Annotated in this window: 20 protein-coding genes; 15 read left to right on the forward strand and 5 right to left on the reverse strand. The window is 68.0% G+C overall.

Annotated features, from left to right (window positions below):
• Positions 1 to 260 precede the first annotated feature (260 nt).
• The 4 genes from ACFWY6_RS28130 to ACFWY6_RS28145 all read left to right on the forward strand — a co-directional run bounded on the left by ACFWY6_RS28130 (position 261) and on the right by ACFWY6_RS28145 (position 7372).
• Positions 261 to 1160, forward strand: a complete 900-nt coding sequence (locus tag ACFWY6_RS28130; protein ID WP_384695867.1) for a hypothetical protein — start codon at positions 261 to 263, stop codon at positions 1158 to 1160.
• 51 nt (positions 1161 to 1211) lie between these two features.
• Complete coding sequence (locus tag ACFWY6_RS28135) at positions 1212 to 3506, forward strand: hypothetical protein (protein WP_384695870.1); 2295 nt, start codon at positions 1212 to 1214, stop codon at positions 3504 to 3506.
• A gap of 44 nt (positions 3507 to 3550) precedes the next feature.
• A complete protein-coding gene (locus ACFWY6_RS28140; RefSeq protein WP_384695873.1) occupies positions 3551 to 6763 on the forward strand; it encodes a hypothetical protein in 3213 nt (1070 codons plus the stop codon).
• Positions 6764 to 6880: 117 nt separating this feature from the next.
• The gene (locus tag ACFWY6_RS28145) at positions 6881 to 7372 is read left to right on the forward strand and encodes a hypothetical protein (RefSeq protein ID WP_384695876.1); all 492 of its coding nucleotides are present in this window, start codon (positions 6881 to 6883) and stop codon (positions 7370 to 7372) included.
• A gap of 60 nt (positions 7373 to 7432) precedes the next feature.
• Here the strand turns inward: ACFWY6_RS28145 and ACFWY6_RS28150 are convergent, their stop codons facing one another.
• From ACFWY6_RS28150 to ACFWY6_RS28160, 3 genes are all read right to left on the reverse strand, one after another.
• Positions 7433 to 8002 (reverse strand): hypothetical protein, encoded by a 570-nt coding sequence (locus ACFWY6_RS28150; RefSeq protein ID WP_384695879.1) that lies wholly within the window; start codon positions 8000 to 8002, stop codon positions 7433 to 7435.
• 39 nt (positions 8003 to 8041) lie between these two features.
• The gene (locus ACFWY6_RS28155) at positions 8042 to 8254 is read right to left on the reverse strand and encodes a hypothetical protein (protein WP_384695882.1); all 213 of its coding nucleotides are present in this window, start codon (positions 8252 to 8254) and stop codon (positions 8042 to 8044) included.
• Positions 8255 to 9111: 857 nt separating this feature from the next.
• Positions 9112 to 9705 (reverse strand): DNA-binding protein, encoded by a 594-nt coding sequence (locus ACFWY6_RS28160; protein WP_384695884.1) that lies wholly within the window; start codon positions 9703 to 9705, stop codon positions 9112 to 9114.
• A 665-nt stretch (positions 9706 to 10370) separates the two neighbouring features.
• On the opposite strand from ACFWY6_RS28160, the gene ACFWY6_RS28165 reads away from it, so the two are divergent.
• The 11 genes from ACFWY6_RS28165 (at position 10371) to ACFWY6_RS28215 (ending at position 21082) form a co-directional block, all read left to right on the forward strand.
• A complete protein-coding gene (locus tag ACFWY6_RS28165) occupies positions 10371 to 10727 on the forward strand; it encodes an SH3 domain-containing protein (RefSeq protein ID WP_384695887.1) in 357 nt (118 codons plus the stop codon).
• Positions 10728 to 10775: 48 nt separating this feature from the next.
• Positions 10776 to 11156 (forward strand): SH3 domain-containing protein, encoded by a 381-nt coding sequence (locus tag ACFWY6_RS28170; protein ID WP_384695890.1) that lies wholly within the window; start codon positions 10776 to 10778, stop codon positions 11154 to 11156.
• A gap of 337 nt (positions 11157 to 11493) precedes the next feature.
• Entirely contained in the window at positions 11494 to 12768 is a 1275-nt protein-coding gene (locus ACFWY6_RS28175) for an MFS transporter (protein WP_384695893.1), read from the forward strand.
• A gap of 56 nt (positions 12769 to 12824) precedes the next feature.
• Positions 12825 to 13865 (forward strand): GNAT family N-acetyltransferase, encoded by a 1041-nt coding sequence (locus ACFWY6_RS28180; protein ID WP_384695896.1) that lies wholly within the window; start codon positions 12825 to 12827, stop codon positions 13863 to 13865.
• A gap of 34 nt (positions 13866 to 13899) precedes the next feature.
• The gene (locus ACFWY6_RS28185; protein ID WP_384695899.1) at positions 13900 to 14295 is read left to right on the forward strand and encodes a hypothetical protein; all 396 of its coding nucleotides are present in this window, start codon (positions 13900 to 13902) and stop codon (positions 14293 to 14295) included.
• Positions 14296 to 14386: 91 nt separating this feature from the next.
• Complete coding sequence (locus tag ACFWY6_RS28190) at positions 14387 to 15658, forward strand: acetyl-CoA carboxylase biotin carboxylase subunit family protein (protein ID WP_384695902.1); 1272 nt, start codon at positions 14387 to 14389, stop codon at positions 15656 to 15658.
• Between the two features lie 37 nt (positions 15659 to 15695).
• Positions 15696 to 16928 carry a glutathione synthetase gene (locus ACFWY6_RS28195; RefSeq protein ID WP_384695905.1) on the forward strand — a complete coding sequence of 411 codons (1233 nt, stop codon included), beginning with the start codon at positions 15696 to 15698 and terminating at the stop codon, positions 16926 to 16928.
• 125 nt (positions 16929 to 17053) lie between these two features.
• A complete protein-coding gene (locus ACFWY6_RS28200; RefSeq protein WP_384695909.1) occupies positions 17054 to 18199 on the forward strand; it encodes an aminotransferase class I/II-fold pyridoxal phosphate-dependent enzyme in 1146 nt (381 codons plus the stop codon).
• Positions 18200 to 18466: 267 nt separating this feature from the next.
• On the forward strand, positions 18467 to 19471 hold the full coding sequence (locus tag ACFWY6_RS28205; protein WP_384695912.1) for a hypothetical protein: 1005 nt from the start codon (positions 18467 to 18469) through the stop codon (positions 19469 to 19471).
• A 41-nt stretch (positions 19472 to 19512) separates the two neighbouring features.
• Positions 19513 to 20235: a hypothetical protein gene (locus ACFWY6_RS28210; RefSeq protein ID WP_384695915.1), complete on the forward strand. Its 723-nt coding sequence runs from the start codon at positions 19513 to 19515 to the stop codon at positions 20233 to 20235.
• A gap of 364 nt (positions 20236 to 20599) precedes the next feature.
• A complete protein-coding gene (locus ACFWY6_RS28215) occupies positions 20600 to 21082 on the forward strand; it encodes a hypothetical protein (protein WP_384695918.1) in 483 nt (160 codons plus the stop codon).
• A 114-nt stretch (positions 21083 to 21196) separates the two neighbouring features.
• Here the strand turns inward: ACFWY6_RS28215 and ACFWY6_RS28220 are convergent, their stop codons facing one another.
• Entirely contained in the window at positions 21197 to 21553 is a 357-nt protein-coding gene (locus tag ACFWY6_RS28220) for a hypothetical protein (RefSeq protein ID WP_384695920.1), read from the reverse strand.
• A gap of 91 nt (positions 21554 to 21644) precedes the next feature.
• Entirely contained in the window at positions 21645 to 21938 is a 294-nt protein-coding gene (locus ACFWY6_RS28225) for a hypothetical protein (protein ID WP_384695923.1), read from the reverse strand.
• Positions 21939 to 22045 lie beyond the last annotated feature (107 nt).

Raw genomic sequence — 22045 nt, forward strand, 5'->3', positions numbered from 1 at the left:
CTTCGTGTTCCCGTTGTGGGGGGGGGGGGGGGGGCGCGCCCGGTCGCGGCGCGGCGGGCCTCGCGCCCGTCCCCCCCCACCCGCTCCCGCGAGTCCCCGCGCCGCTTATTGTCCGACCGCCCGCGAGTCGCCATTCAAGCCCCTTTTTTCTCGATCCGAATGACCAACCTAAGATAGTATGCCATCTACACGCCTCACGTATCAGGGCTTTTTGATAGACCGAGCAATGGCCATTGAGGTCGCAGGGGGGTGAGAGATTCATGGCGAAACCATCCTATAAGGTGCCGAGTTCGCTGAACAGGAGCTTCCTCGACCACGAGATCACGCTGAGCAAGGGAGGTTGGGCGGCCAAGCCCTCCCCGATCAAGCAGCTGCTCTTCTTCGGCGGCGGCATCCTCGCCCTGCTGTGGTTCAGCACGGCGACGTTCGTCGCGAGCTCGGGCCCAGTCTCCATCACGTTCTTCGTCCTTTGGGGACTGTCGGCGATCGCCTACTTCGGCGGGCTGATGAAGACGAAGGAGCTGCGCATCATGCGGGTGCCGGCCTTCCTTGCCTATTTGCCCCGGAAGGCCCGTCACGTCTTTACGCGCCGCAGCTCGAACCCCACGGACTTCTACTCGATCGTCGGCATCGACGGGATCGACGAGGACGGGCTGATCCGATTCTCCGACGGCGGTGAAGGACAGGTCTATCTGGTCGTCGGCTCGGCAAGCTATCTGGTCTTCGACGAGGACCGGGTCGGGATCCTCGACCGGGTCGACTCCTTCTGGCGCAAGGTCGAGACGGCCTGCGAGCACAGCTTCATCACGATGAAGGCGCCGCAGCGGGTCTACCACCAGGTGGCGAACCTGGAACGGCGCAACCAGGCCCTGCAGGTCCGCGATCCCGATCTGATCGAGCTGCAGAACGAGCAGTACGACATTCTCACGCAGCACGTGGGCGGGAAGTTCACCTCGATCCACCAGTACATGCTGCTCAAGGGCAAGAACGCCGGCGCACTGCGCAAGGGGCACCAGGTCCTCCAGGCCGAGGTCGGCGGCTCGACTCTGATGATCAAGGAAGCCACGATGCTCGACCGCGAGGAGGCCCTGCCGATGCTCCGGGTCTTCTACCAGGGCATCGACGACGAACTGCTCGATCTCAAGGCGTCGCTGAACTGACCAGCGCCAGGCCGACCACCACGACGAGGACCGAGGGACATCATGGCGCTGATGACGAAAGTCCGGGCACAGCTCGGCATTCCGGGAAAGAAGCCTGACCAGACGAATGAGACCGCGGAGCTTGTGGTCGATGATCCGCGCGCGGACGGTGCTGCCCAGGCTGAGGGAGTGCAGGACGCTGCGCCGGCGGGCGGCGGCGCCGATGAGGCCGCCGAGCCGAAGAAGAACTGGTGGCAGCGCCGCCTGGAGGTGAAGCACCTCCAGGGCACGTTCGACGCCTACCCTCACCTGCTCGCGCTGAAGCCGAAGGAGAAGTACCTCTTCCGCTCCGACTACTTCGAGGTCGACGGCTCGGTCGCCTGCCTCCTGGCGTACTTCCACGACGACGCCGCGCACGACAACTTCGGCGCCTTCTGGGGTATCGACCGGATCCCGGACGGCCTGGACGAGCGGGTCACCGCCGTCGTGCTTGAGCAGGTCAAGCGGATGGATGAGAAGTGGATCGACTCGTACACCAAGCAGTCGGAGAAGCTGGACCGGCTGGATGCGAACGAGCAGGAGGAGACGGGCACGACCTCCTCCAAGCGCAAGGCCGCGAAGATCTCCGGTGACCTCGGGATCACGATCGGCGAGATCCAGGACGGTGCGAGCTACCTCTCGGTGCACAACCGGCTCTTCCTCAAGGCCCCTGATCTGGCGACCCTGGACGACACGATCGACCGGGTCACGCGTCTGTACATCGACCGATTCGGCACGCTGAAGGCTGCGCCCTACGCCGGCGAGCAGCGCCAGGAGCTCTCGGGCCTGTGGAAGAACACCGAGAAGAAGAAGGGCAAGGGCTTCCACTTCACCTCGACCGAGCTGGCCGGCTCGTACTCGCTGGTGACTAATGGCCTCAACGACCCAGGCGGCGAGTACGTCGGCTACATGGTCGGCGACGTCAACAACAGCGCCGTGCTCATGGACGTCAACGCCTACGACCACCACGCGATCGTCGCCGACGCCACGCTCAGCGAGTACTTGGACCGCCAGCGGGTGGCCAACATGTGGTGTTCGAAGATCTCGCAGGCGGCATTGCTGAACAACGGCCAAGTCGTCCACCTCATCCTCGACGGAGCGAACCTCGACAAGCTCGGCCCGAAGTTCGAGCGGCTCACCTCGCGCGTGGACCTGAATCAGGGCGACGTGAACATGTTCGAGATGTTCGGCGAGGAGGAGGACGAGCTGACGGTCTTCTCCGCCCAGATGGAGAAGCTCAAGCTGATGTTCGAGCAGCTCTACGAGACCAGCGACGGAGCGATCGGCTCGATCATCCGCAGCGCCCTCGAAGACACCGCGACCGACTTCTACATCGAGCAGGGCATGTGGCGGCACAACGCCAAGGAGCAGCGTCACCGCCTGCGCGTGGTGAACATTCCACACACCCAGGTGCCGCGTCTTCAGATGTTCGTCTCCTACTTGGCAACCGCGCACAAGGCACTGCTGAACTCCAGCAAGACCGACCCGGACCAGCTGCGCGCCTACAACGTGCTCAGGGGCATCGCCAACGCGATGCTGAGCACCAACGGCGACCTGTTCAACAACCACACGGCCTCGGCCGTGGACGGGGTCCGGGATTCGCAGCGCGTGGTCTACGACTTCTCGCGGCTCGTGCGCCGCGGCAAGGGCGTGGCGATGGCGCAGCTGGTGAACATCGTCGGCTTCGCCGTCGGCAAGCTGGGGTTCGGCGACACGGTGATCATCCACGGGACCGAGCACATCGACGACCGGGTGAAGAAGTACATCAAGGACCAGTTCGACCATATGCACGAGCGCGGCGGCCGGGTGGTCTACAGCTACAACGACGTCGACAAGATGCTGGCCGACAGCGACTTCAACAAGTTCGACGCCGCGGACTACACGCTCTTCGGCCCGATGCGCGACGGCACGGTGGTGGAGTACCAGAAGCAGCTGCACCGGCGGATTCCGCCGGATCTCGCCCAGCTCATCACGACCAAGGGCGAGAACCTCACGTACTTGCGCCGGGGCGTCTCCAACGTGGTCTTCCACCTGGACCTGGCACTGGGGATCAACCCCTACCGCGAGGCCCAGCGCAGGCAGGTCCGTCTGGAGGCGGCCAGGGCCGAAGAGGCGGCGCGGATGGACGCGATCATGCACGACAAGCCGGCACCGGGCGCGAACCTCACCAGCATCCGGAAGCACAGCGAGGCCGGCGACGGTGAGGCTGACGCGGGCCAGGGCGACGCGAGCAAACGCAACGACGGCAAGAAGGGCCTGCAGCAACCCGAGGACGGCGCGACGCAGCCAGCGAGGAAGCCCAGGCCGAAGAAACTGGTCAAGGCATGAGCGGGGTCAGCACTGATACGAGGGCGAGGAGCGGCGGAGAGACGATGAACGGGACGATCACGGCGGTGGCGAGGCTGCGTGCCGGGGCCGGCCACGGCGGTGGTGTAGCCCGCCCGGGCAGGCTCGCCCTCGTGCTCCTGGCGGCGCTGCTCGTGCCGGTCTTCTTGATGGCGACCTCTTCGTCGGCGTCCGCGGACGACAAGAAGGAGCGCGACAACTACAGCCTCTACCAGCTGGCCTCGAATGCGAGCTCGTACTTCAGCGAGGAGAACTCGCCGCAGAACGACAAGGGCATGCACGAGAACTGGAAGCCGGTCACGAGCAGTCCTGCTTCGGGCGGTTCCATGCTCGGCTACGCCGACGTGGAGTTCAGCCTGGGCAACATCGTGGGCTGGTTCTTCGCCGAGGTCTCGGGGTCCTCGCAGACCGTCACGTACGAGACCTTGGCAGCGAAAGACGACAAGGACAACGCGAAGTACTCGGGCATGCTGGACTACGCGCACTTCGGGGCGGCCAACAACGACCTTGGCCTGGACACGATGTCCTCGGGCATCGGCGGCCAGATCGTGAGCGTGATCGGGGGGTCGATCATCTGGACCCTCTACGCCCTGGCGCTGGCGGTCGGGACGCTCTTCTACGTCATCATCCAGTTCCTGAAGCTCATCAACCCCTTCACGTGGTTCTACAGCGCGGTCGCGGCGGTCAATCCGACTTTTGCCGAGGGTATGACGGGAGGTGATACCGGAGGCGGCGCGCTCTCGGGTCTGCAGCACTGGGTCAGTGGCTGGTACGGCCTGCTCGTCGATATCTCGTGGCAGGCGCTCGTGCCGATCTTCATCGGCGTCCTGCTCATCGGCCTGGTCATGTTCAAGAAGATGGACCGGGGCTCGGCGATCAAGAAGCTCATCGTGCGCGTCGTCTTCATCGGCGTCGGCCTGCCGCTCGTCGGGTCGATGTACTCCAGCGTGCTCGGAAAATTCGACGATTCCGTTCTTGGTCAGCACGCCGGCCCGACGCGCGTCGTGCTGAGCACCTATGTCGACTTCGAGACGTGGATGATGAACGACCGTCTGGGGATCCCGGACCAGGCCACTGTTTCCTGGAACGGCGACCAGGCGGACCCGGACGCGATGATGTCGGTGCGCACGAGTGCGCTGGCGATCAACAAGCAGTCTCACGGGGCGACGTTCAACGGCATCAATATCGGAACGAAGGCCAACGACGCCGAGGCGGCGTGGAAGGACGGCACAGTCTCCGTCACCGGCGGCGGTGCCTCGGACGACTTCAAGGCGGTGTTTTCGACCTTCGGGATCATCGGCAAGTACATCGCCAGCAGCGAGGTAGCAGCCTCCGACTTCGAGTCGGGGATCAAGAGCTCCATCACGCAGCTGGACGAGAGCGCGGACGTCAAGAAGAGCTGGTTCGTCGACAAGAACAGCTACGGCGACGTAGAGCAGTTCGGTGAGGAGAAGGGGCCGAAACCGGTGGATCACCCGGTGATCTCGACCGACGGCACGGGCCTGACCTCCTCTCGTCCCGGCAAGGACTCGACGGTCTTCACGACGACCGGGACGAAGAGCAACTGCGGCTTCACGGTGGGCAAAACGCCCTCCTCGTGCAACCTGTCTCCCCTGGCGGCGTACAACTACCTCAACACCGGCTTCAGCCCCAGCTCGCTGAACATGTACAGCTCGAACAACGCCACGTCCGGCTTCACCCGCGAGAACCACATGGCCGTCAGCCAGGTGGGTACGGGGCCGGCGAAGTTTATGTACTGGTCCAACGCGGCCACGGTCCTGGGTTCCATCGTCCTGCTCGGCTTCTGGTACGCCATCGGCATGCTGGCTGGCTCGGTTAAGCGGATCTTCGGCTTGGTGGCCGCCGTGCCGTTCGCGACGCTGGGCGCGCTGCAGGCGATTGCCAAAGTGATCGTCTACTCCATGGCGCTGATCCTGGAGGTCCTCGTCACGCTGTTCATCTACCAGTTCGTCTCGGAGTTCCTGATCTCGGTGCCGGACATCATGGCCGGGCCCGTGTCGAGCTTCATGAGCCCGGGCGGCCTGTGGGGCAGCGCTGTGCTCGGCGGGATCATCGTGGTGATCCTGACGCTCATCTCGTCGCTGCTGATCATGGGTATCACCTTCGCTCTGCTGCGGGTCCGCAAGACGGTGCTGCAGGCGATGGACGAGGTGGTCACCAAGCTCGTGGACAAGTTCCTGGAGACCAACACCGCGCCGAAGCTGGACAAGGGTGGGCTGATGCCTGCTCTGGCCGCAGGTGCAGGGGCCGGCGCGGGTATGGCCATGGGCAACAAGCTCGCCAACGGGTTCAACAGCAAGACCAGCGGCCCGGCGTCTCCGAGCACGGGCAAGCCTGCGGCCAAGACGGCGTCGACGAATGCCGGCGGCACGAACGGCGACGCCACGCTGGCCCTCGAGGGCGGCGGCGAGGGTGGCCCGGGCGATCCGAACAGCCCAGCGCTGGACGGTGGTCCTGGTGGCGGTGGCTCCGGCGGCGGCGGTCCTGCTGGTGCTCTGGGCGCGTCTGGCCAGGGCGACGGTCCCGACGACAAGGGCGGTCCGCTGCAGCTGGCCAGTGTCGGAGCGGGCGGCTCGCACTCGGACAAGCAGACGGCACAGAATCTGAGCAATCAGGGCGGCCTGTCGAACCTCGGGTACACCTCGGACGGCAACAAGGTCATCCCTGGCGAGGTTCTGGCCTCGCGCACGGAGCCGCCAAGCTCTCGCGGTGGCGCTCAGGGGCAGACCAGCGGAGAGGCTGTCGCCGGTCAGACGGACCCGACGCAGTTCGGCACGGGTGCCCAGGGTGCGCAGAGCCAGCAGGGCAGCAACCAGCAGGCTGCACCACAGGGCTTCAGCGGCGGGACTACTTCTGGTTTCGTTCCCGTTCCCGCTTCTGGGCAGCCGGCCGCGCCGAGCACGCGTCCTACGCGCGTCGCTCAGGGCACCCCGGCTCCGAGGCAGCTGGGAGCCGGAACGTCGGCTCCTCGTCCCGTGGCCGCTCCGGTTTCGGGTCAGACTCCGGCTGCGCCTGGTGCGCGGACACCGGCTCGGACGCAGGCAGCGACGTCGGCTCCTGCACCGGCTCCTTCGCCGCGGCAGGCTCGGGTTCCGCATCCTCGTCCCCGTCGGCGCCGGGTTGCCGATCCGGCCCCTCAGAGCGTGGAGACTCCGGAGCCGCAGCGGCGGCCGGCCGGTGGTCTTCGTCGGGGCCGGCGCGAGAAGCCGCAGGACTGATCGGGCGAGCGTGGAAGGCTGACGCACCTGGTGAGAACGACCATTGCGATCGTCCTCACCAGGTGCGTCGTCTTTTACGCGGCAGGAGGAGAGCGGCAGGAGGAGAAGGGAAAGAGCATGAGGCTCGGATCGAGGCTTCGCGACGAGTTCCCGCGCGGCTGGTGGTGCTCGGCGCGATGGTGGATCACCGGGATCCGCGACCTGGCATTGAGCACCGCGGCGGCCGTGGCCACCGCGGTGTTCGTCGGCGAGGTGAAGCGCGCTGTGCGGCACCGCGACAAGCCGCGGACTCTGGCGCGCCTGTCCGGCACGTTCGAGGGGTACGTGGCCGGCCTCTTGGGGAACAGCGCAGGCTTGGTCGTGCTGGCCACCATGGCGATCGAGGACGGTCTGTCTGTGGCGCTGACGGCGTTGCTGGCTGGGTGGTGTCTGCTCAACATCGCCATCAGTGCCACGGTGTTCGTCGCGGTCGCCCGGTCGAGGATCCGGCAGTCGGCAGCATGGGCTGAGCTGGATTTCGTCGAGCAGCACGCGCCGAAGTGCGGCCGGCCACCGGAGACGATTGAGGAGTACCGGGCGCAGCAGCTCCAGGAGCAGGCGTCAGAGTAAAGACAGAACCCCGTGGACGTGATACCCACGGGGTTCTGTGCTGCCTGGGTGGTGCGGCAATCAGCTGTGCTGGCTGCAGTCCTTGGCCATGATTGCCTTCGCCTGGTCGCTGTCGGCGGGGATGAGCTGGACCTGGTCGATCGAGTAGGCGAAGGTATACCCGAGCGTGATCATGCTGTCCGACATCGAGATCGAGCCGGATCCCGGGTCAGTGCCTGTCTGGTCGGAGCCGTTGACGTCGCCCCAGAGCACACTGGTCCGGCTGTCGTTGATCGTGCCGGTCGAGAGAACCTGGTATTGATCCTTGTCGGTCTTGCCGTCCTTGACGATCGAGCCGTGCTTGATGTCGCCGAGGGCCTTCGTGGTCAGCTGGCACTGCTGGTCGCCAGCGGTGACGTTGATGTACGTGATTTTATGGCCGTCGATTGCGGCGATGCCGCCGCGCGCCCCGTCGGTGATGGAGATGTAGGCACCGTCGAAGCTGGAGGCCTGGCTGCTGCTGGGGCTCGGCGAGGAAGCAGCATCGCTGCTCCCGCTGCAGGCGGTGAGCATGAGAGCACCCGCGGCCAGGGCCGCGGCGGACACGGCGGTCCTGGTCCGCGTCGCACGTGCGGTCCTGGTGGAGTTCATGGTGTTCTTCCTTCGTTCGTTCTGGAAAGTTGGTTTCGGTCAGCTCTGTGGAGGCTGGGCTGGTGGCATCGGCGGAATCGTAGGCGTCTGACGCGGCGACAGCAGGATGCGGACTGCAGCAGCCAGCATCACGCCCGACAGCAGCGCCAGGAGCACCACGCCCGCCCCGACGGAGGCGTAGCGGGTGCCGCTGGCGGAGCCCATGGTCCCGAAGCCGTCGATCATGCCGATCAGGCCGGCGACGATGCCCACAACTCTGGCGGTGATGCGGGACCAGTGCGCCTTTGCGGATGACTGCCACGACAGAGGCAGCGATGGTCACGAGCATGATGAAGAGCAGGAAGCCACCCTCACCTCCGGCCTCGTCGCTGAAGTAGGTGACCGAGAAGCCCATGGCTGAAGCGTCCGCCATGAACAGGGAGATGATCGCCAGGAACGCCGCAGCGGGAAGGATGAAGGTGGCCAGCCCCCTCAGCTTGGCCAGTCCCGGACGCGAGGTGCTCGCTGCATCGAGCGCGCGGCGCTCTGCGCGGCGGGGGCAACGCCGTTGCTGAGGAACTCCTTGGCTCCAGAGTTCTCAATGGCCGGCGCTCGGGAGCGATCAGTCCGGCATGAACGGCGGCCTGGTACTCGGACATCGTCGGCTCGCGGTGATGCGTCTGGTGGAACCCGGCGGCCCACTGCTCGGCCGCGTCAACGGGCGGAACCTGCGATCGTGGCGGCACGGCCTGTGAAGCTGTTGCATGGCCCTGTGTCGGCCGCTCGGGTAACCGAGGCTGATCCTCAGTCATGATCGCCCCCGCTTTCTCTCGTTCAGTCCTGCGTGTCCAGGTGGTGCCCTCTTCACAGGGACCGGCGTCTCGGCTCCACAGTTCCACACTGCGTCCCCGAGACCCGGATCCCGACCACGCCCGGGAGCCAAAGCTGGCCCCCTTGAGGACTACCTGACCGACTTCCGAGCTTGCTTCTCGTACATCAGCACTTGCGAAGGCATTCACAAGCACACTGCCAGTGTTGCAGATTGATGTACCGGATGTACCACCTAACGACTGAAGGCCAGTCAAAATCGCCTATGAATAGGAGACTTTGACTGGCCAGAACTCAGCCTGTCAGGCGCCTTCTCGGAGGTTGTCGAGTCGATGCTCAGTCAGCGCCAGTGCAACTTCGGACTGGTTGAGCGCGTGCTCGCCGTCCTGGATGCGCCACTGAAGACGCTGCACGGGCGGGGCGTCTGCTTCCTGGAGCGCCAGGTCACCGAGCTCGCACAGCTCCGCGTACGCGGCCTGCAGCTGTTCCTCGTGGTGCGCCGACCGAACCCTGAGGCGGGCGACCCGCTCTCTCCACCAGCCCACCCGCGACTCATGGTCGAGCATGGTCTTCCCCTCAAGCCAGGCGCGGAGCTCGGACTGGTCGACGTCGCCGGGGAGCCCGGTGGCCAGGGGCCCCTCGGGTTCCGGCATGTCGATGGGAATGTGCGACAGCAGCACCGCGGGGGTCGTGTCGAGCGCATAGGAGATCGCGACGAGGTCGTCGACGGTCACGGGGCGAGCGCATCGCTCCATCTCCGCGAGGGCATCGGCTGAGATCGGGTGATCGAGCATCCGGAGCACGTAGGCCAGCTCGTCGATGGTCAGCTCGCGCAGTTGGCGGTAGTGGGTGATGGCGTCGGACACGGCAAGGGACGTGGGAAGGGGCGACGGCATGCATCGATCATAGGCGTGCTCGGTGCGGCCCCCGGATGAGTTGTCACATAGCCCTGAGCCGTCGCCACGTAGACGCACGACGCGTCCCGGGAGTGGCGATCTCGCCGCACCCTCTCGGGCCGAGGGCAGGCGCCAGAAGAGGCGCACCTTGGCGAAGAGGTTCAGGTCGGCCTTGTCGTCGCAGCCAGTACTTCAGATGTCCCGCATAGTGGCGCTCATCGAGTCGCAGTCAACCGCCTATTGAATGGTATTCCCAGTCGTGTTTCAATAGAGCGCAATAGGCACTCGGTTCACTCTATACAAGGCGGGCAACATGTTCGGGCGCGACTCTTCCGCTGATTGCGGTGTGGTTGCGACCGTGCGTGCCTCCTCGGCGAGTCGAGTGCGAGTCTCCACTGCCGCGTCTCGCGCAGTCTCGCTTCGCCCGATTCCCATGGAGGCCATTCAGGTCGAAGCCACTGCCGCTGCATCCATTGCCTTGCGGCGCGATGCCATGACGACAACTCAGGCCTCGGTCGCACGCCGGAGGCGGAGGAAGGCCGCATAGAGCCGCAGGCGCCTCGGACAGCCATGCCCACCGTCCGTGCACTGGCAGCGACCCGTGCGGCCGGCGGGGCGTCTCGCCTCGTCACTCATGTCCCGACCCCATGAATTGAAGGGATCCCATGCGACTTCGTGCTCCCGCTCGACTTGCCGCCACGGCCGCGCTCGCCCTCGCGGCCGCTGCCGCCCTGACCGTGACCACCGCCCCGGCCGCGCACGCCGTCGGCGAGAACAGCAAGTGCACCGTCAACTGGAGCAACGCCGCCGGCAAGGTGAAGGCGAACGGCTGGAACCTGCGCACCGGCCCGTCCACCGGCTACAGCAGCCGCGGCTATCTCTACAACGGCGACCGCCTCAACATCCTGTGCAGTCGGGGCAATTGGGACTACACATCACTGTCCGCCAAGTCGAAGAGCGGACTGGCCAAGGGCACTCGGGGCTGGGTCCACAGTGACGGCCTCTACCAACTGGGCGGATGACCGCGCTGCCTCTCACCACACCACTCCCCTCTCACCGCGAAGGACGCTGTGCCTACCTCTCTCGATTCCCGCCGCCCTCGTTCCCGTCGCATCGGGCGCATAGCAGCCTCGTCTGTCATCGCGCTCGCCGCCGCAGCCGGTGCCACGCTCGCGACAGCACCCACCGCCTCCGCCGTCGGCAAATCAGGCTGCAGCAGCCTGTCATACGACCGAAAGGGCCACGTCAGGGCTGACTCGGTCAATCTCCGCAACGGGCCTGGAACGTCGTACTCGTCCAAGGGGCTGTTGGCGAAAGGGACCAAGACCTTCCTCTACTGCTTCAAGAGTTACGACGGCAACAGGTGGTCGTGGGACTACCTCAAGGTCACCTCGGGCCCTCACAAGGGCGTTAAGGGCTGGGTCCGCTCCGGCTACCACAGCTGGGACTAGCTGCCCCTGCCCGCTGATGCAGGATTCGTCCTCAGAGGCTCGCGCTGCCAGCTCGGTCCAAGGTGATCTCGCGCCCAAGGCCGTCTCGGGCGCCAGCCCGGACTCCCAGGCCCCTGGCTGACGGCTTCTCTGAGCGTCGGCCAGCCATCCGGCGCAGCCAGCTCACCGTTCCCCGAACGACCGCCCGCCGCCAACCCCCTGCGCGGTCGGGGCACTGGCTGCCCCGCGGGGGCACCGCCCGCACAAGGCGGTGCCCCCCCCTCCCGTCCGGCGCCCGCACCAGTTGACGCCGGCCGCCCACCAGAAACGTCTCGCCTCCGCATTCTCTGGAGCGCCCGTGTCAGCCACCGCCATCACCGCCGCCCCGGCCACGGACCACGAACCCTCAGCGTCAAAGCCCTGGCCGCCCGTCATCTGGGCGCTGCTCCTCATCACGCTCATCGCGCGCAGCCTCGGCTTCGCATACCCGTTCCTCAGCTACCGCCTTGGGGACCTGGGCTACACCACCGAGGCCATCGGCCAGGCCCTGGCCTTCTTCGGCATCGGCTGGCTCATCGGGCAACTGCTCACCGGATGGGCCACCGACCGCCTCGGCCGCCGCCGCACCCTGGTGATGAGCATGGCGACTGCCGCCATATGCCTGCCGATGATGGCGCAGGCCCACTCCTTGACCGCGGTGTGCACCGGAGCGTTGATCGTGGGCATTGTCTACGACGCACCGCGCCCGGTCGTGTCGGCTGCCATCGCCGACGCCATCACCGATGACGCACAGCGCGCAGCCGCCAACGGATGGCGCCACGGGGCGGTGAATATCGGAGCGGCAATCACCGGCGCGGCAGGCGGCCTCCTGGCCGTACACCTCGGCTTCGAGGCCCTTTTCTGGTTCAACGCCGTCGCGTGCGCCGCCTGCGCTCTGATAGCTCACCGCTACCTGGGCGCCGATACACCAACCAGGACGAATCAGGCCACCAGCGGCACCCCGGTACGCGCGGCCTTGGGCGACGCACGTCTGTGGCTGTTGCTGATCGCCAGCACCGCGGCCCTGACCTGCGCGGCGGGGATGTTCACAGCGCTGCCGCTACTGATGGAGGAGGACGGTCTCAGCGCCGGCTCCTACGGGTGGACGCAGGTGGCCAATGCCGGAACCGTGATCGCGCTCACCCCAGTGCTCACCCCGTGGCTGAGCCGACGCTGCGGCGTATCGCGCCCCATGGTCGGGATCCTCGCCGCCAGTACCCTCCTTCTCGGCGTGGGCATGGGGAGTGCCGGACTCGCCGACACCACCCTCGGCTATAGCCTCGCCGTCGCCGCCGCGATGCCTGGCGAGATCGTCTTCTTCATCGCCGCGTCCGATGTCCTCAACAAGATCTCCCCTGACCACTCCCGCGGCCTGTACGCCGGCATTTGGGGCACGAGCCTCGCCATCCCCGTGATCATCGCGCCCGTCCTCGCGACCGCTTCCCTGGCTGCCGGCGGCGACAGCCTTGCCGGGCTCACCACCTTCACCGCGGGCGCACTCGGTGCCCTCCTGTGCCTGCCGCTCATCGCGCTCACCCACCACCGACCGACCGGCCGCCGCATCCTGACCGCCGAACCGGAGACCCGCCCATGACCCTGATGGCCCTGCAGCCCAACGCCCCAACCGTAACGAGCTCTTGGCACTCCTCCGTGGCCGCACTCCCCTCCGAGCGCCGCCCCGCCACCCCCTTCCACAGCCACGAGTGGGCCGCGGTCTGGCAGTCCGTACGCACCGAGCAGGTCCGCGGCCGCCACCACCTGTTCCTCCAGGACGGCCCGCGCCAGCACCGCATGTCCTTCTACCAGGTCAACGACAGCCCGCTGTGGCGTGCCATGGAAGGCGACGCCGGCGTCAGCCGGCCCACCTTCGAAGCCGAGGTCCTGTACGGGCCGTCGATCTACGGCGAGTACGGCGGCTTGCCCGGTGCGACCGTGCCCGTCCTGGCCGAAGCCGTCGACCGCGGCCGCGCACTCGCCCGGGAGCTGGGCACCGAGGCCCTGGTCATCGCGAACATCCCGTCCGGAGAGCGCACGCTGTGGCGCCAAGCCCGCACCCCCGACGCCGAAGTCGTCCTCTACTGGGCCCACCGTGCGCGCGTGGGCGAATCCGTGGATGAGTTCATCACGAACTTCCCCTCCAGCCAGAGGGGACGTCAGTTCCGCGAGCAGCACCGCCGGGGCGCCGACACCGGCCTCACCCTCAAGGCCGCCCGCGGTGGCGAACTCCTGCCCCACCTCGCCGAGTTCACGGCCCAGGCCCGCGCCACCAGCGAACTGACCGGCCCTGCCCTCTACGGCACCGACATGCTCGGCCCGCTCACTGGCGTACCCGGCGCCGTCGGGCTGCTGGCCGAACATGGCGACGGCACCCTCGCTGGCGGATTCTTCTGCTTCCGCTACGGCTCGGCGCTCTACGTATGGGCCACCGCCATCGACCAGTCCCGCCCGGATGCCCGCCACACCTACGACTGGCTCATGTACGAGAGCGTCAAGTACGCCGTTGACACCGGGGCCACCGTCCTGGACACCGGTCGCTGCAATTACGCCTACAAGGCACGTCTGGGGATGCTCCCCGTGGCGCTGACCTCCGCGGTCTACCTCACGCGTCCCAACCCTCACCTCATCAGCCGCCTCGGCGCCCTGCACACCGGAGTCAACCAGCACGTGCTGCGCGCCTGGAACACGGCCTGAGACCCACCTCTCCCTCACGAAAGGCTCCTTCTCCATGTCCTGCCTCAAGCACATCCTGCCCGCCGCAGCCGTCGGCGCACTGCTCACCTTGGCTTCCATCACCCCTGCCTCGGCGGACGGCGGCTGGTGGCACAGCCGCGACAACCCCACCGGCGCGAAGGCCTACTTCAAGGAGCACGGAGACAAGGTCACCGTCTGCGACATCGACAAGGACGGCTACAAGGCACTCGTGCAGGTCATGACCTCCAACGAGTCGCTGGCCTACCAGTTCCATGACAACCACGACAACGGCAAGTGCACGTCGGAGTCCGCCAGGAGCGGCTACGACCTGTTCGAGGACCGTACCTACAAGTTCAGGGTCTGCATCGTGAAGATCGGCACGCGACCCCTGGACTGCAGCTCCATCAAGAGCGTCCTCAACGACCACTAGCCGCTGTGCTGTTCTCGAGCAGGTCCTCCCGCTCAACTCGGCCACAGGCCCCCGCCGCCCTCTTCCGCACCCACGCATGTCAGGACATCACGTGCCCATCGCATCGCACACGTCGAGACCACCGCTCCTCGTCGTCCTCGGCGCCGGGAGCCGCACCTGGCGCGGATACGGTCTGCAGCACATCGCCGCCCGGTACCCCGTCGCCCTCCTCGATGAGAAGCCTCCCGCGTGGGCGGACGACCATGTGGAGCTCTGCCTCCCGGTCGACCTGGCAGACGGCGAAGCCGTCAGCGACGCGGTGGAGACGCTCGCCGAAGACCGAGGCGTCGCGGGAGTGCTCACCTACATGGAGAACCACATCGTGCTCGCCGCCCGGCTCGCGGACCGATTCGCCCTGCCCGGCAGCACCCCGGCCGCCATGGAAGCCTGCCGCGACAAGCACCTCAGCCGCTCCCTGCTCGCCGCCGCCGGCGTGCCCTCTGCCCGCTCGTACCTCGTCGAGGACGCCGAGACCGCCGTCGAGTACGCGGTGCTGCTCGGCGGGCCGGTCGTCCTCAAGCCGCGCTCCATGGCCGGCAGCGCGGGCGTGCGGCGCGCCGACACACTCGACCAGGTCCGTGACGCCTTCCAAGCCGCCAGGGGAGCAGGCCTGTTCGGCATCGAGCGCACCGGCACCCCCGGCGTGCTGATCGAGGAATACCTGGACGGTCCCGAGATCAGCGTCGAGTGCGTGGTTCTCGGCCACGGCACCGTGCACATCGCCGCGGTCACCCGCAAAGACCTCGGTGACGAACCCGCCTTCCAGGAAGTGGGTCACCTCGTCGACGCCACCGATCCGCTCCTGGACGACCCCCAGGTCCGCGACGTGGCCCTGGGGGCCCTGACCGCTCTGGGCGTCTCAAGCGGTGTCATGCACGTCGAAATGCGCCTCACCGGTCAAGGCCCGCGCATCGTCGAGATCAACGCCCGTCTCGGCGGAGATCTCATCCCGCACCTGGTCCACCTGGCCACCAGCCTCAACCTGCCGCAGGTCGCTGCCGACCTCGCTGTCGGCGCCGACCCCGAATTGATCCCCAGCCAGAGCCAGAGCGCCGCCGTCCGCTTCCTCTTCCCCGCGGTCACCGGCCACATCACGGCCGTGCACACCGGCATCTTCGCCTCCTGGCTCGACCGCTTCCAGTGGACGGCAGCACCCGGCAGCCACGTCACCGCCCCGCCACGCGCCACCTTGCTGGACCGCACCGCACTGGCCGTCGTCACCGGCCCCGACCCGGACACCTGCCACCGACGGCTGCAGCTGGTCGAGGAACGCAGCGGCATCCACATCCAGCCCGACACGGCCACCACCGCCTGCGTCGCCTAACCCGCCGACCCGATCACCCCTCCAGGAGTCCCGCACCATGGCCCTCGCCGCCCCCGCCCCCGCCCCCGCGGCGGCCCCGCCCGCGCACCGAAGCGGCACGGCCGCCGTCGTCGTACCGGCCGACGCAGGCGACCTGTACCTGCCCGCGCTGGCCCGGCGCGGCTGGAACTCCGTGGCGGTCACCACCCCCGCCGCCCACCCGATCAGCGATGGCTACCTCCGGCACATCACACACCGCTCGAGCCTGCGTCGAACCGCTGCCCACCTCGAGAACCTCGGCGTCCAGGCCGTCATTGCCGGATCACCGGCCGGCACCGAACTTGCCGACCGGCTCGCCGACCGCCTCCACCTGCCCGGCAACGCCGCCGACAACGCCGACATCCGCCGCGACACCGGCTTCACCGGCGCCGCGCTCCTCGACGCGGGCCTCACCGCCCCGCGCAGCATCCGCACCACGCGCCTGTCCGACGCCCTGAACTGGGCCGCCTTCACCCAGGTGAGCGGCCTCGTCCTCCAGCACCCCGACCCCGCCCACCCGCACCCCGGCCACTTCTGCCGCACCGCCGACGACATCACCCACGCCTGGCGCCGCCTTCAGCGCTCCGCCAGCCAGCCCCTCGTGCTGCGCGAACACCTCACCGGCACCCAATTCCGGATCCACACCCTGACCGGGCCCGGCCCGGACGGCAGCACCGACCACACGATCACCTCGATCTGGTCCGAGACCCGAGCCCCCAACCAACAGGTCTGCCGCGCCGACCTGTTGAGCCAGCGCGGACTACTGGCACGCGCCCTGGCCCTCTACACGATGCGCGCGCTCACGGCCCTCGGCGTGAGCTACGGCCCCGCCCACGCAGTGGTCACCTTCATCCCCGACCGCGGACCGGCCCTGCTGTCGCTGCGCACCGACACCTACGCCGACTTCGCCTCCGGCGTACTGCGCCGGGCCACCGGCCACGACCCCATCCGCGACACCGTCCTCCTGCTGACCAGCGGCCGCCACCAGACCCCCCAGCACCGACAGATCCACGTCACGAAGGTGGCGCTACTGCCTCAGCACGACGGCGCCCTGGACCCGGCTCTGCTGCGCACCATCTCCACCTTGCCGACCGTGGCCGCCACCACCGAGCTCAACGCCGACACCCCCGTGCGCGCGGGCCAGATCGCGGGGCGGCTCCTCCTCGTAGCCGACGACAGCCGCGCCATCAACCAGGACTACCACGTGATCCGAGCCGCCGAAAACCTCGGCCTGTACGAGGGCCCCGCATGACACCCCAGCCCCTGCCACTCCCCGGCGCCGCTTACACCAGCACTCCAAGTCGCCCACCCCGCCCGAGCCATGACGCTTCCGCAGACCCGACCATTCCCCATCCCGGCCCCTGACTAGGAGAACTGATGACCGACCAACTGAGCGGCACATCCCGGGACGCCCGCCAAGGCGGGGACCTCACCTCCTACACCGATCGCCGGATCAGCCTCGACCTGAGTGTCTGCTCCAACCGGCTGGGCCCGCCCGAGAGCGCCATGCGCGCCCTGGCCGCCTTCGCTGCCGACCGCCCCCGCGAGCTGGGCCCGCCGCCGTACGGGGCACACCAGTCTTATCTGGCCGCCTACGCCAGACATCTCGCGGTCGAACCGTCGCACCTGCTGTGCGGGCGAGGCGTCACAGAGTTCCTCCTGCTCCTCGCCCGGCATCTGCACAGTGAGGACGTCGCACTGCTCACGCCGGAGTACACGGAGACGATGCGGCGCTTTGGATTCGCCACGTTCTATCCGCCCACCGAGCGGCACGACAGTCCAGCCCACCGGCTCGAGCGCCTTCATCAGGCGATGGCCCGTCACCGGTACGTCGTCCTCAGCAACCCCAACAACCCCCTGGGCCTGTACACGCACAGCGCCGACCTGCTCGAAGCCATACACCGCTATCCGCAATGCACCCTCGTGGTCGACGAGGAGTACATCGAATTCCAGGGGCCGGGCCTGAGCCTGGCCGGAGCGGACGCGGACAACCTCGTCGTCCTTGCCTCCACCGGCAAGACGTACGGCATCACGGGAACGCGGGCCGGCATCATGTGGACCCGCAACGCCGCACTGCACCGCGCGGTCCAACTCCACTTGCCCGCCTGGCCGTTGTCGCTGCTCGACATCACCGTCGCGACAGCCGCCCTCAACGACCAGGCCTGGGCCCGGCGGACACTGCCGCATATCCGCCGCGACGCACAGCAGTTGGAGCAGATCCTGACTGAACGGTTCGGCGGTGCGGTCGTCCCGTCGGGCATCCACTACCGCTTCGTGCACCTGCAAGAGCCCGAAGCAGCAGCAGAGCACCTGGAGGCACACGGCATCGCCGTACGGACCTTCGACGGCGCGGTCCGCGGACGCATCGCTGGGATCCGCGTCATGGCACCGGCCAGTGCCGACGAGTTCGAACTCCTGCGCAACGCCACCCTCCGCATGCCCGGACAGTCCCGCCGCCGCCCCGGCACCGGAGTCCCATACCGCGGCAAGTCCGTACTCGAACCGGCCCCGGTCGGCCACTGATCAGCCCTACGTCCGCACCCACGCGCCGCCACTCCCGCGCCCGCGCCCGCCGCCGCGGCGCGAACCCGAGAACGGCGTGCACCGTCTCAGCGCCGCCGCGTAGAACTCCGCCCAGGCACCAACTACGCCGGGTGCCGACGTCCCATCCCTCAACGCCGTCGCCCGCTGACACAGCCAGCCGCCTGAACGCCACGACCGCCACCGCCCCCTTGACCGCCGGGCTACCGACAGGCATTCCGGCGCAACGTAAACAGAAGGAATCTGATCGTGATCCACACCCTCTTCGCGAGCCGTCGCCCGACCCTGGGCGTGGCGCTGCTGCTGACCGGCGTCAGCGCTGTGACACTGAGCGGCTGCGCCAGTGACAACAAGACCGCGCAGGACAGCCCGGCCAGTGCGCCGCGCACCGGCGCCCCGCCCCAGGGCGTGGTGACCCGTGCTGAGGCCGACAAGATCCTCGACCACTACCAAGAGGTCAACAACAAAGCGAACAGGTCCCGGGACGCGTCCGTCCTGGCCACGGTTGAAGCTGGCCAGTTGTACGCGCGCAGCAAGGCCGGCTACGAACAGTTCAGCACCCGCAGCGCGAAGGGGAAGAAGGCGCTCGGCGAACCGTTCTACTACACCAAGCGCTCCTTCTACATCCCGCCCAAGGGCGACTGGTTCGCGGCCCAGGCCTTCACCACCGGCAAGAACCGCACATTCATGATCTTTGAGAAGTCCGCCGATACCGACGACTCCTGGAAGAAGGTCGCCTCGCTCTTCCCGCAGAAGGCGCTTCCGGAGCCGAAGACCCAGGACGGCCTGGCGGCCACCGCCGATGCAGAAGCCACTGTCGGCCAGTTGGCGCCCGGAGGCGTCACCGAGGCCGTCGAAGACCTCTTCGCCAGCGGCGGCACGAAGGAGGGAAAGAAGCTGTCACAGAGCAACAAGAACGCGAAAAGCATCCTCGCCACCCACAAGGAGCGTGGTGATTCCCTCGGGCCCCAGGCCACGGTGAACTTCTTCCCGATCACACCGCTGCACCAGAAGACCTACACCCTGACCACCAGCAGCGGTGTCCTGGTGATTGCCCCGCTGGCGCACAAGCAAGAGAGCCTGGTGAAGACCCCGGGCCTGCAGATAACCCCCGGTAAGTCCGAGGCGGTCTACAACAGGACGCCCCGCTCGGTCGTGGTCGACAGCTTCCAGGGCGAGACGGTCGTTCACCTTCCTCTCCAGGGCAAGCCGGAGATCCTCGACTACGGGTACGCCATGGTCGACTCCCGCTGACATCCAGCCCGCCCAACTTGCCGCGACCAAGGGAGACTGCGATGCCCCTGGACCAGTCACTCACCACCGACGTCCACGAGACGATCATCATCCTGCCGGGCGGCAACATCCACGCCCAGGGCCTGCTGCACGAAGGCCCTCAGCCGCCTGAGGCGCTTATCGACGGCGTGTGCAGGCCGCTGCGCGCTGCGGCAGCCCGCCAGGGCCGGCCGATCCGCCTGAGCATCGGCCACCCCGACGGCCGCGTCGAGCACCACCGCATCGCCGTCGACGGCACGACCCACCCCGACCCGATTCCGACCGCCGAGACCGCGGCCACCGATCCGGTCTGGAGCCAAGGCATCCCGGAAGACACCGGCCTCCTGGCGCCGGTTCGCGCAGCCCACCGCGCGGGACACTGGCGCGCCGCGCAACAGGCAGCCCTCCGCGCCACCCAGCACCTTGCCGCTCAGCACGGCCGCGACCACCCCTACGCGGCGATGGGCGTCGAACTGCGGGCGCACTTCTCCCTGATGAACCAGGACCACACGACCGGAACCCTCCTGTCCACCGAGGCCGCCGTCGGCATCCACCGCCTGGGTGGCCCCCCGGCGCAGTACCGCCACCACCTCGCGAACGCCGTCGCGGCCTGGCTCCACTCCAGTCGCGACATCCGCCCCGGCGGCCCGGGCTTCGCCGTCGCCCACGCTTTGATCCGCATCACCCCCAACGACCAGGCCGTCCTCGCCGCCCTGCTGCGCCGACTTACCAAGGACCGAGCATGACGACCGTCTCCGCACCCCCTGCCGTCCCACCCCGCTACCGGAACAGCACCGGTGGCAGCCGGGCCCGCGTCGCGCGGCCGCCGCGTCCGGCACCGCTCACTTCGCCGGATTCACTGCAACCGCGCTTCACACACGCCGCGGCGCCGCCTCCTCGGCGCGCCCTGCCGGCCCCGAATCCGAGCTCCACACCGTTCTCCGAGTCCGACACCGACCCGGTCACCGAGCCGGTTGCGACCCGGCTGGCGCCAGGGAGCGGCAACTGGCTCACCAGCCCCTTCCGCCCGTCGGCAGGCAGACCCGCGCGGACCGCTTCAGCACCCCTTACACCTCATGCCGTCCCCCCACCTATCCGGGAGATCTCCTGATGGCCACTCCAGCCCCGCAGCCCACCCCCCTCGATTCCGCGTACGCCGCCCCGGGCTACCCGGGCGTGGCGCAAGTCCCCGCGCACCCCGGCACCTTGGCCTGCCGCCTCTGCGGTGCGCAACCCGCGGCCCCCGCGGTCCGCGCGCACCAGGGACTGCTGCTGATGATGCGCTTCCACAAGGTCGACGGCCCGTTCTGCCGCCCCTGCGGAACCGCTGTCGTACGCGAGTTGACGACCAAGACGCTGTGGCAGGGCTGGTGGTCCCCGTTCTCCCTGGTCTCCTTCAGCCCGTTCACCCTGGTCTGGAACCTCGTCGCCAGCCGCAAGGTCGCCGCGCTGCCGCCGCCCGGGCCGTCCGCACCGGGCGCCACCCGGATTCAGGAAGGAAAGCCCGTTCACCAGCGGCCGATGGCGTACGTCGCGATCGTTCCCCTGGTCTGGGCGGTGTGGTTCATCACCGGCATGATCACCCATGCATGAAGGGTCGGCTCGGCCCCTTGCCCACAACGCTGCCAGGCGCATCCGGCCGCTCATCGTGAAGCGGCTGGGCATGAGGCGGCTCGCGGCTGTGGACGCGAGCGCAGCTGTCCGGTCTCAGTGAAGTTGGCGAACAGTTCGCTCAACATGGCGAACCTGCGGACCAGCGCCCTCATCCTCGGCGGGCGCCGCATGCTGAGCCGCCACCTGCTCCAGCACCGCGTACAGCAGCTGGGCACGCTGGCTGCGCGGGCTACCGAAAGACTCCCGACTGGTGGTGAGCAGCAGGATCCAGTGGGCGCCGGTCATCCGCATCCGGCTGGCCGCCCGTACCGCGCTCAGCAGACGCCGGTTCTCCCGCGCCTTCAGCGGCCCTTGCACTGGCGACACGAGCTGGTGCGCGGGGCCCCGCAGCTGCTGGCGCAGATGCAGCGGCACCGCCTCCCACGTCGAGTCGTCCGCACCCGGCAGCAATCGGCCCTGGGTAGCCCCGGACTCAGCCAGCGACGCTGCGGCGGGGCTCGGTGGCACGGGCTCCTGCGCTTGCTCCAGTCCGTGTTCGGGTTCAGCGGGGGGGCCGATCGCTAGCCGGGGCGTCGGCGGTGCAGATGTGGCTGGCCGACGGCCCGACGTACACGCACCCAAGGCAGCGCACCCAGCCCGCCTCCCGGACGGCCGCCTCTACCACCGAGCGCTCCGGGCCGAACCCCAGCGAGACCAGCTGGCGTGGCAGGCGCAGTTCCTCCACAGCGCGCAGGGCGGCGGCCGCGGTGACGTCGTGGCCCTGAACGAACCACCTGCTCGTCTCTACCCTCTTGCCGCACCCGCAGAAACAGCCGCGTTCCCTCTTCTCCGTCACGTACCGGGACCCTAAAGCGCGTTGCACAAGGCCGTGTTCGGGCAGGTCAGGGCCCGTGAACGCGGTTCTCTGGTCATGACGCGAGGGCGAGGTTGTGCATCTGGGCG

Source organism: Streptomyces sp. NPDC059037 (assembly GCF_042740015.1).
In the GTDB taxonomy this organism is placed as follows: Bacteria; Actinomycetota; Actinomycetes; order Streptomycetales; family Streptomycetaceae; genus Streptomyces.

Coding starts and splice junctions, on each gene's coding strand:
- ACFWY6_RS28150 (WP_384695879.1), bottom strand. CDS start 8,002: ATGAACTCCACCAGGACCGCACGTGCGACGCGGACCAGGACCGCCGTG.
- ACFWY6_RS28200 (WP_384695909.1), top strand. CDS start 17,054: ATGACCGACCAACTGAGCGGCACATCCCGGGACGCCCGCCAAGGCGGG.
- ACFWY6_RS28140 (WP_384695873.1), top strand. CDS start 3,551: ATGAACGGGACGATCACGGCGGTGGCGAGGCTGCGTGCCGGGGCCGGC.
- ACFWY6_RS28195 (WP_384695905.1), top strand. CDS start 15,696: ATGGCCCTCGCCGCCCCCGCCCCCGCCCCCGCGGCGGCCCCGCCCGCG.
- ACFWY6_RS28215 (WP_384695918.1), top strand. CDS start 20,600: ATGGCCACTCCAGCCCCGCAGCCCACCCCCCTCGATTCCGCGTACGCC.
- ACFWY6_RS28185 (WP_384695899.1), top strand. CDS start 13,900: ATGTCCTGCCTCAAGCACATCCTGCCCGCCGCAGCCGTCGGCGCACTG.
- ACFWY6_RS28165 (WP_384695887.1), top strand. CDS start 10,371: ATGCGACTTCGTGCTCCCGCTCGACTTGCCGCCACGGCCGCGCTCGCC.
- ACFWY6_RS28145 (WP_384695876.1), top strand. CDS start 6,881: ATGAGGCTCGGATCGAGGCTTCGCGACGAGTTCCCGCGCGGCTGGTGG.
- ACFWY6_RS28210 (WP_384695915.1), top strand. CDS start 19,513: ATGCCCCTGGACCAGTCACTCACCACCGACGTCCACGAGACGATCATC.
- ACFWY6_RS28160 (WP_384695884.1), bottom strand. CDS start 9,705: ATGCCGTCGCCCCTTCCCACGTCCCTTGCCGTGTCCGACGCCATCACC.
- ACFWY6_RS28135 (WP_384695870.1), top strand. CDS start 1,212: ATGACGAAAGTCCGGGCACAGCTCGGCATTCCGGGAAAGAAGCCTGAC.
- ACFWY6_RS28130 (WP_384695867.1), top strand. CDS start 261: ATGGCGAAACCATCCTATAAGGTGCCGAGTTCGCTGAACAGGAGCTTC.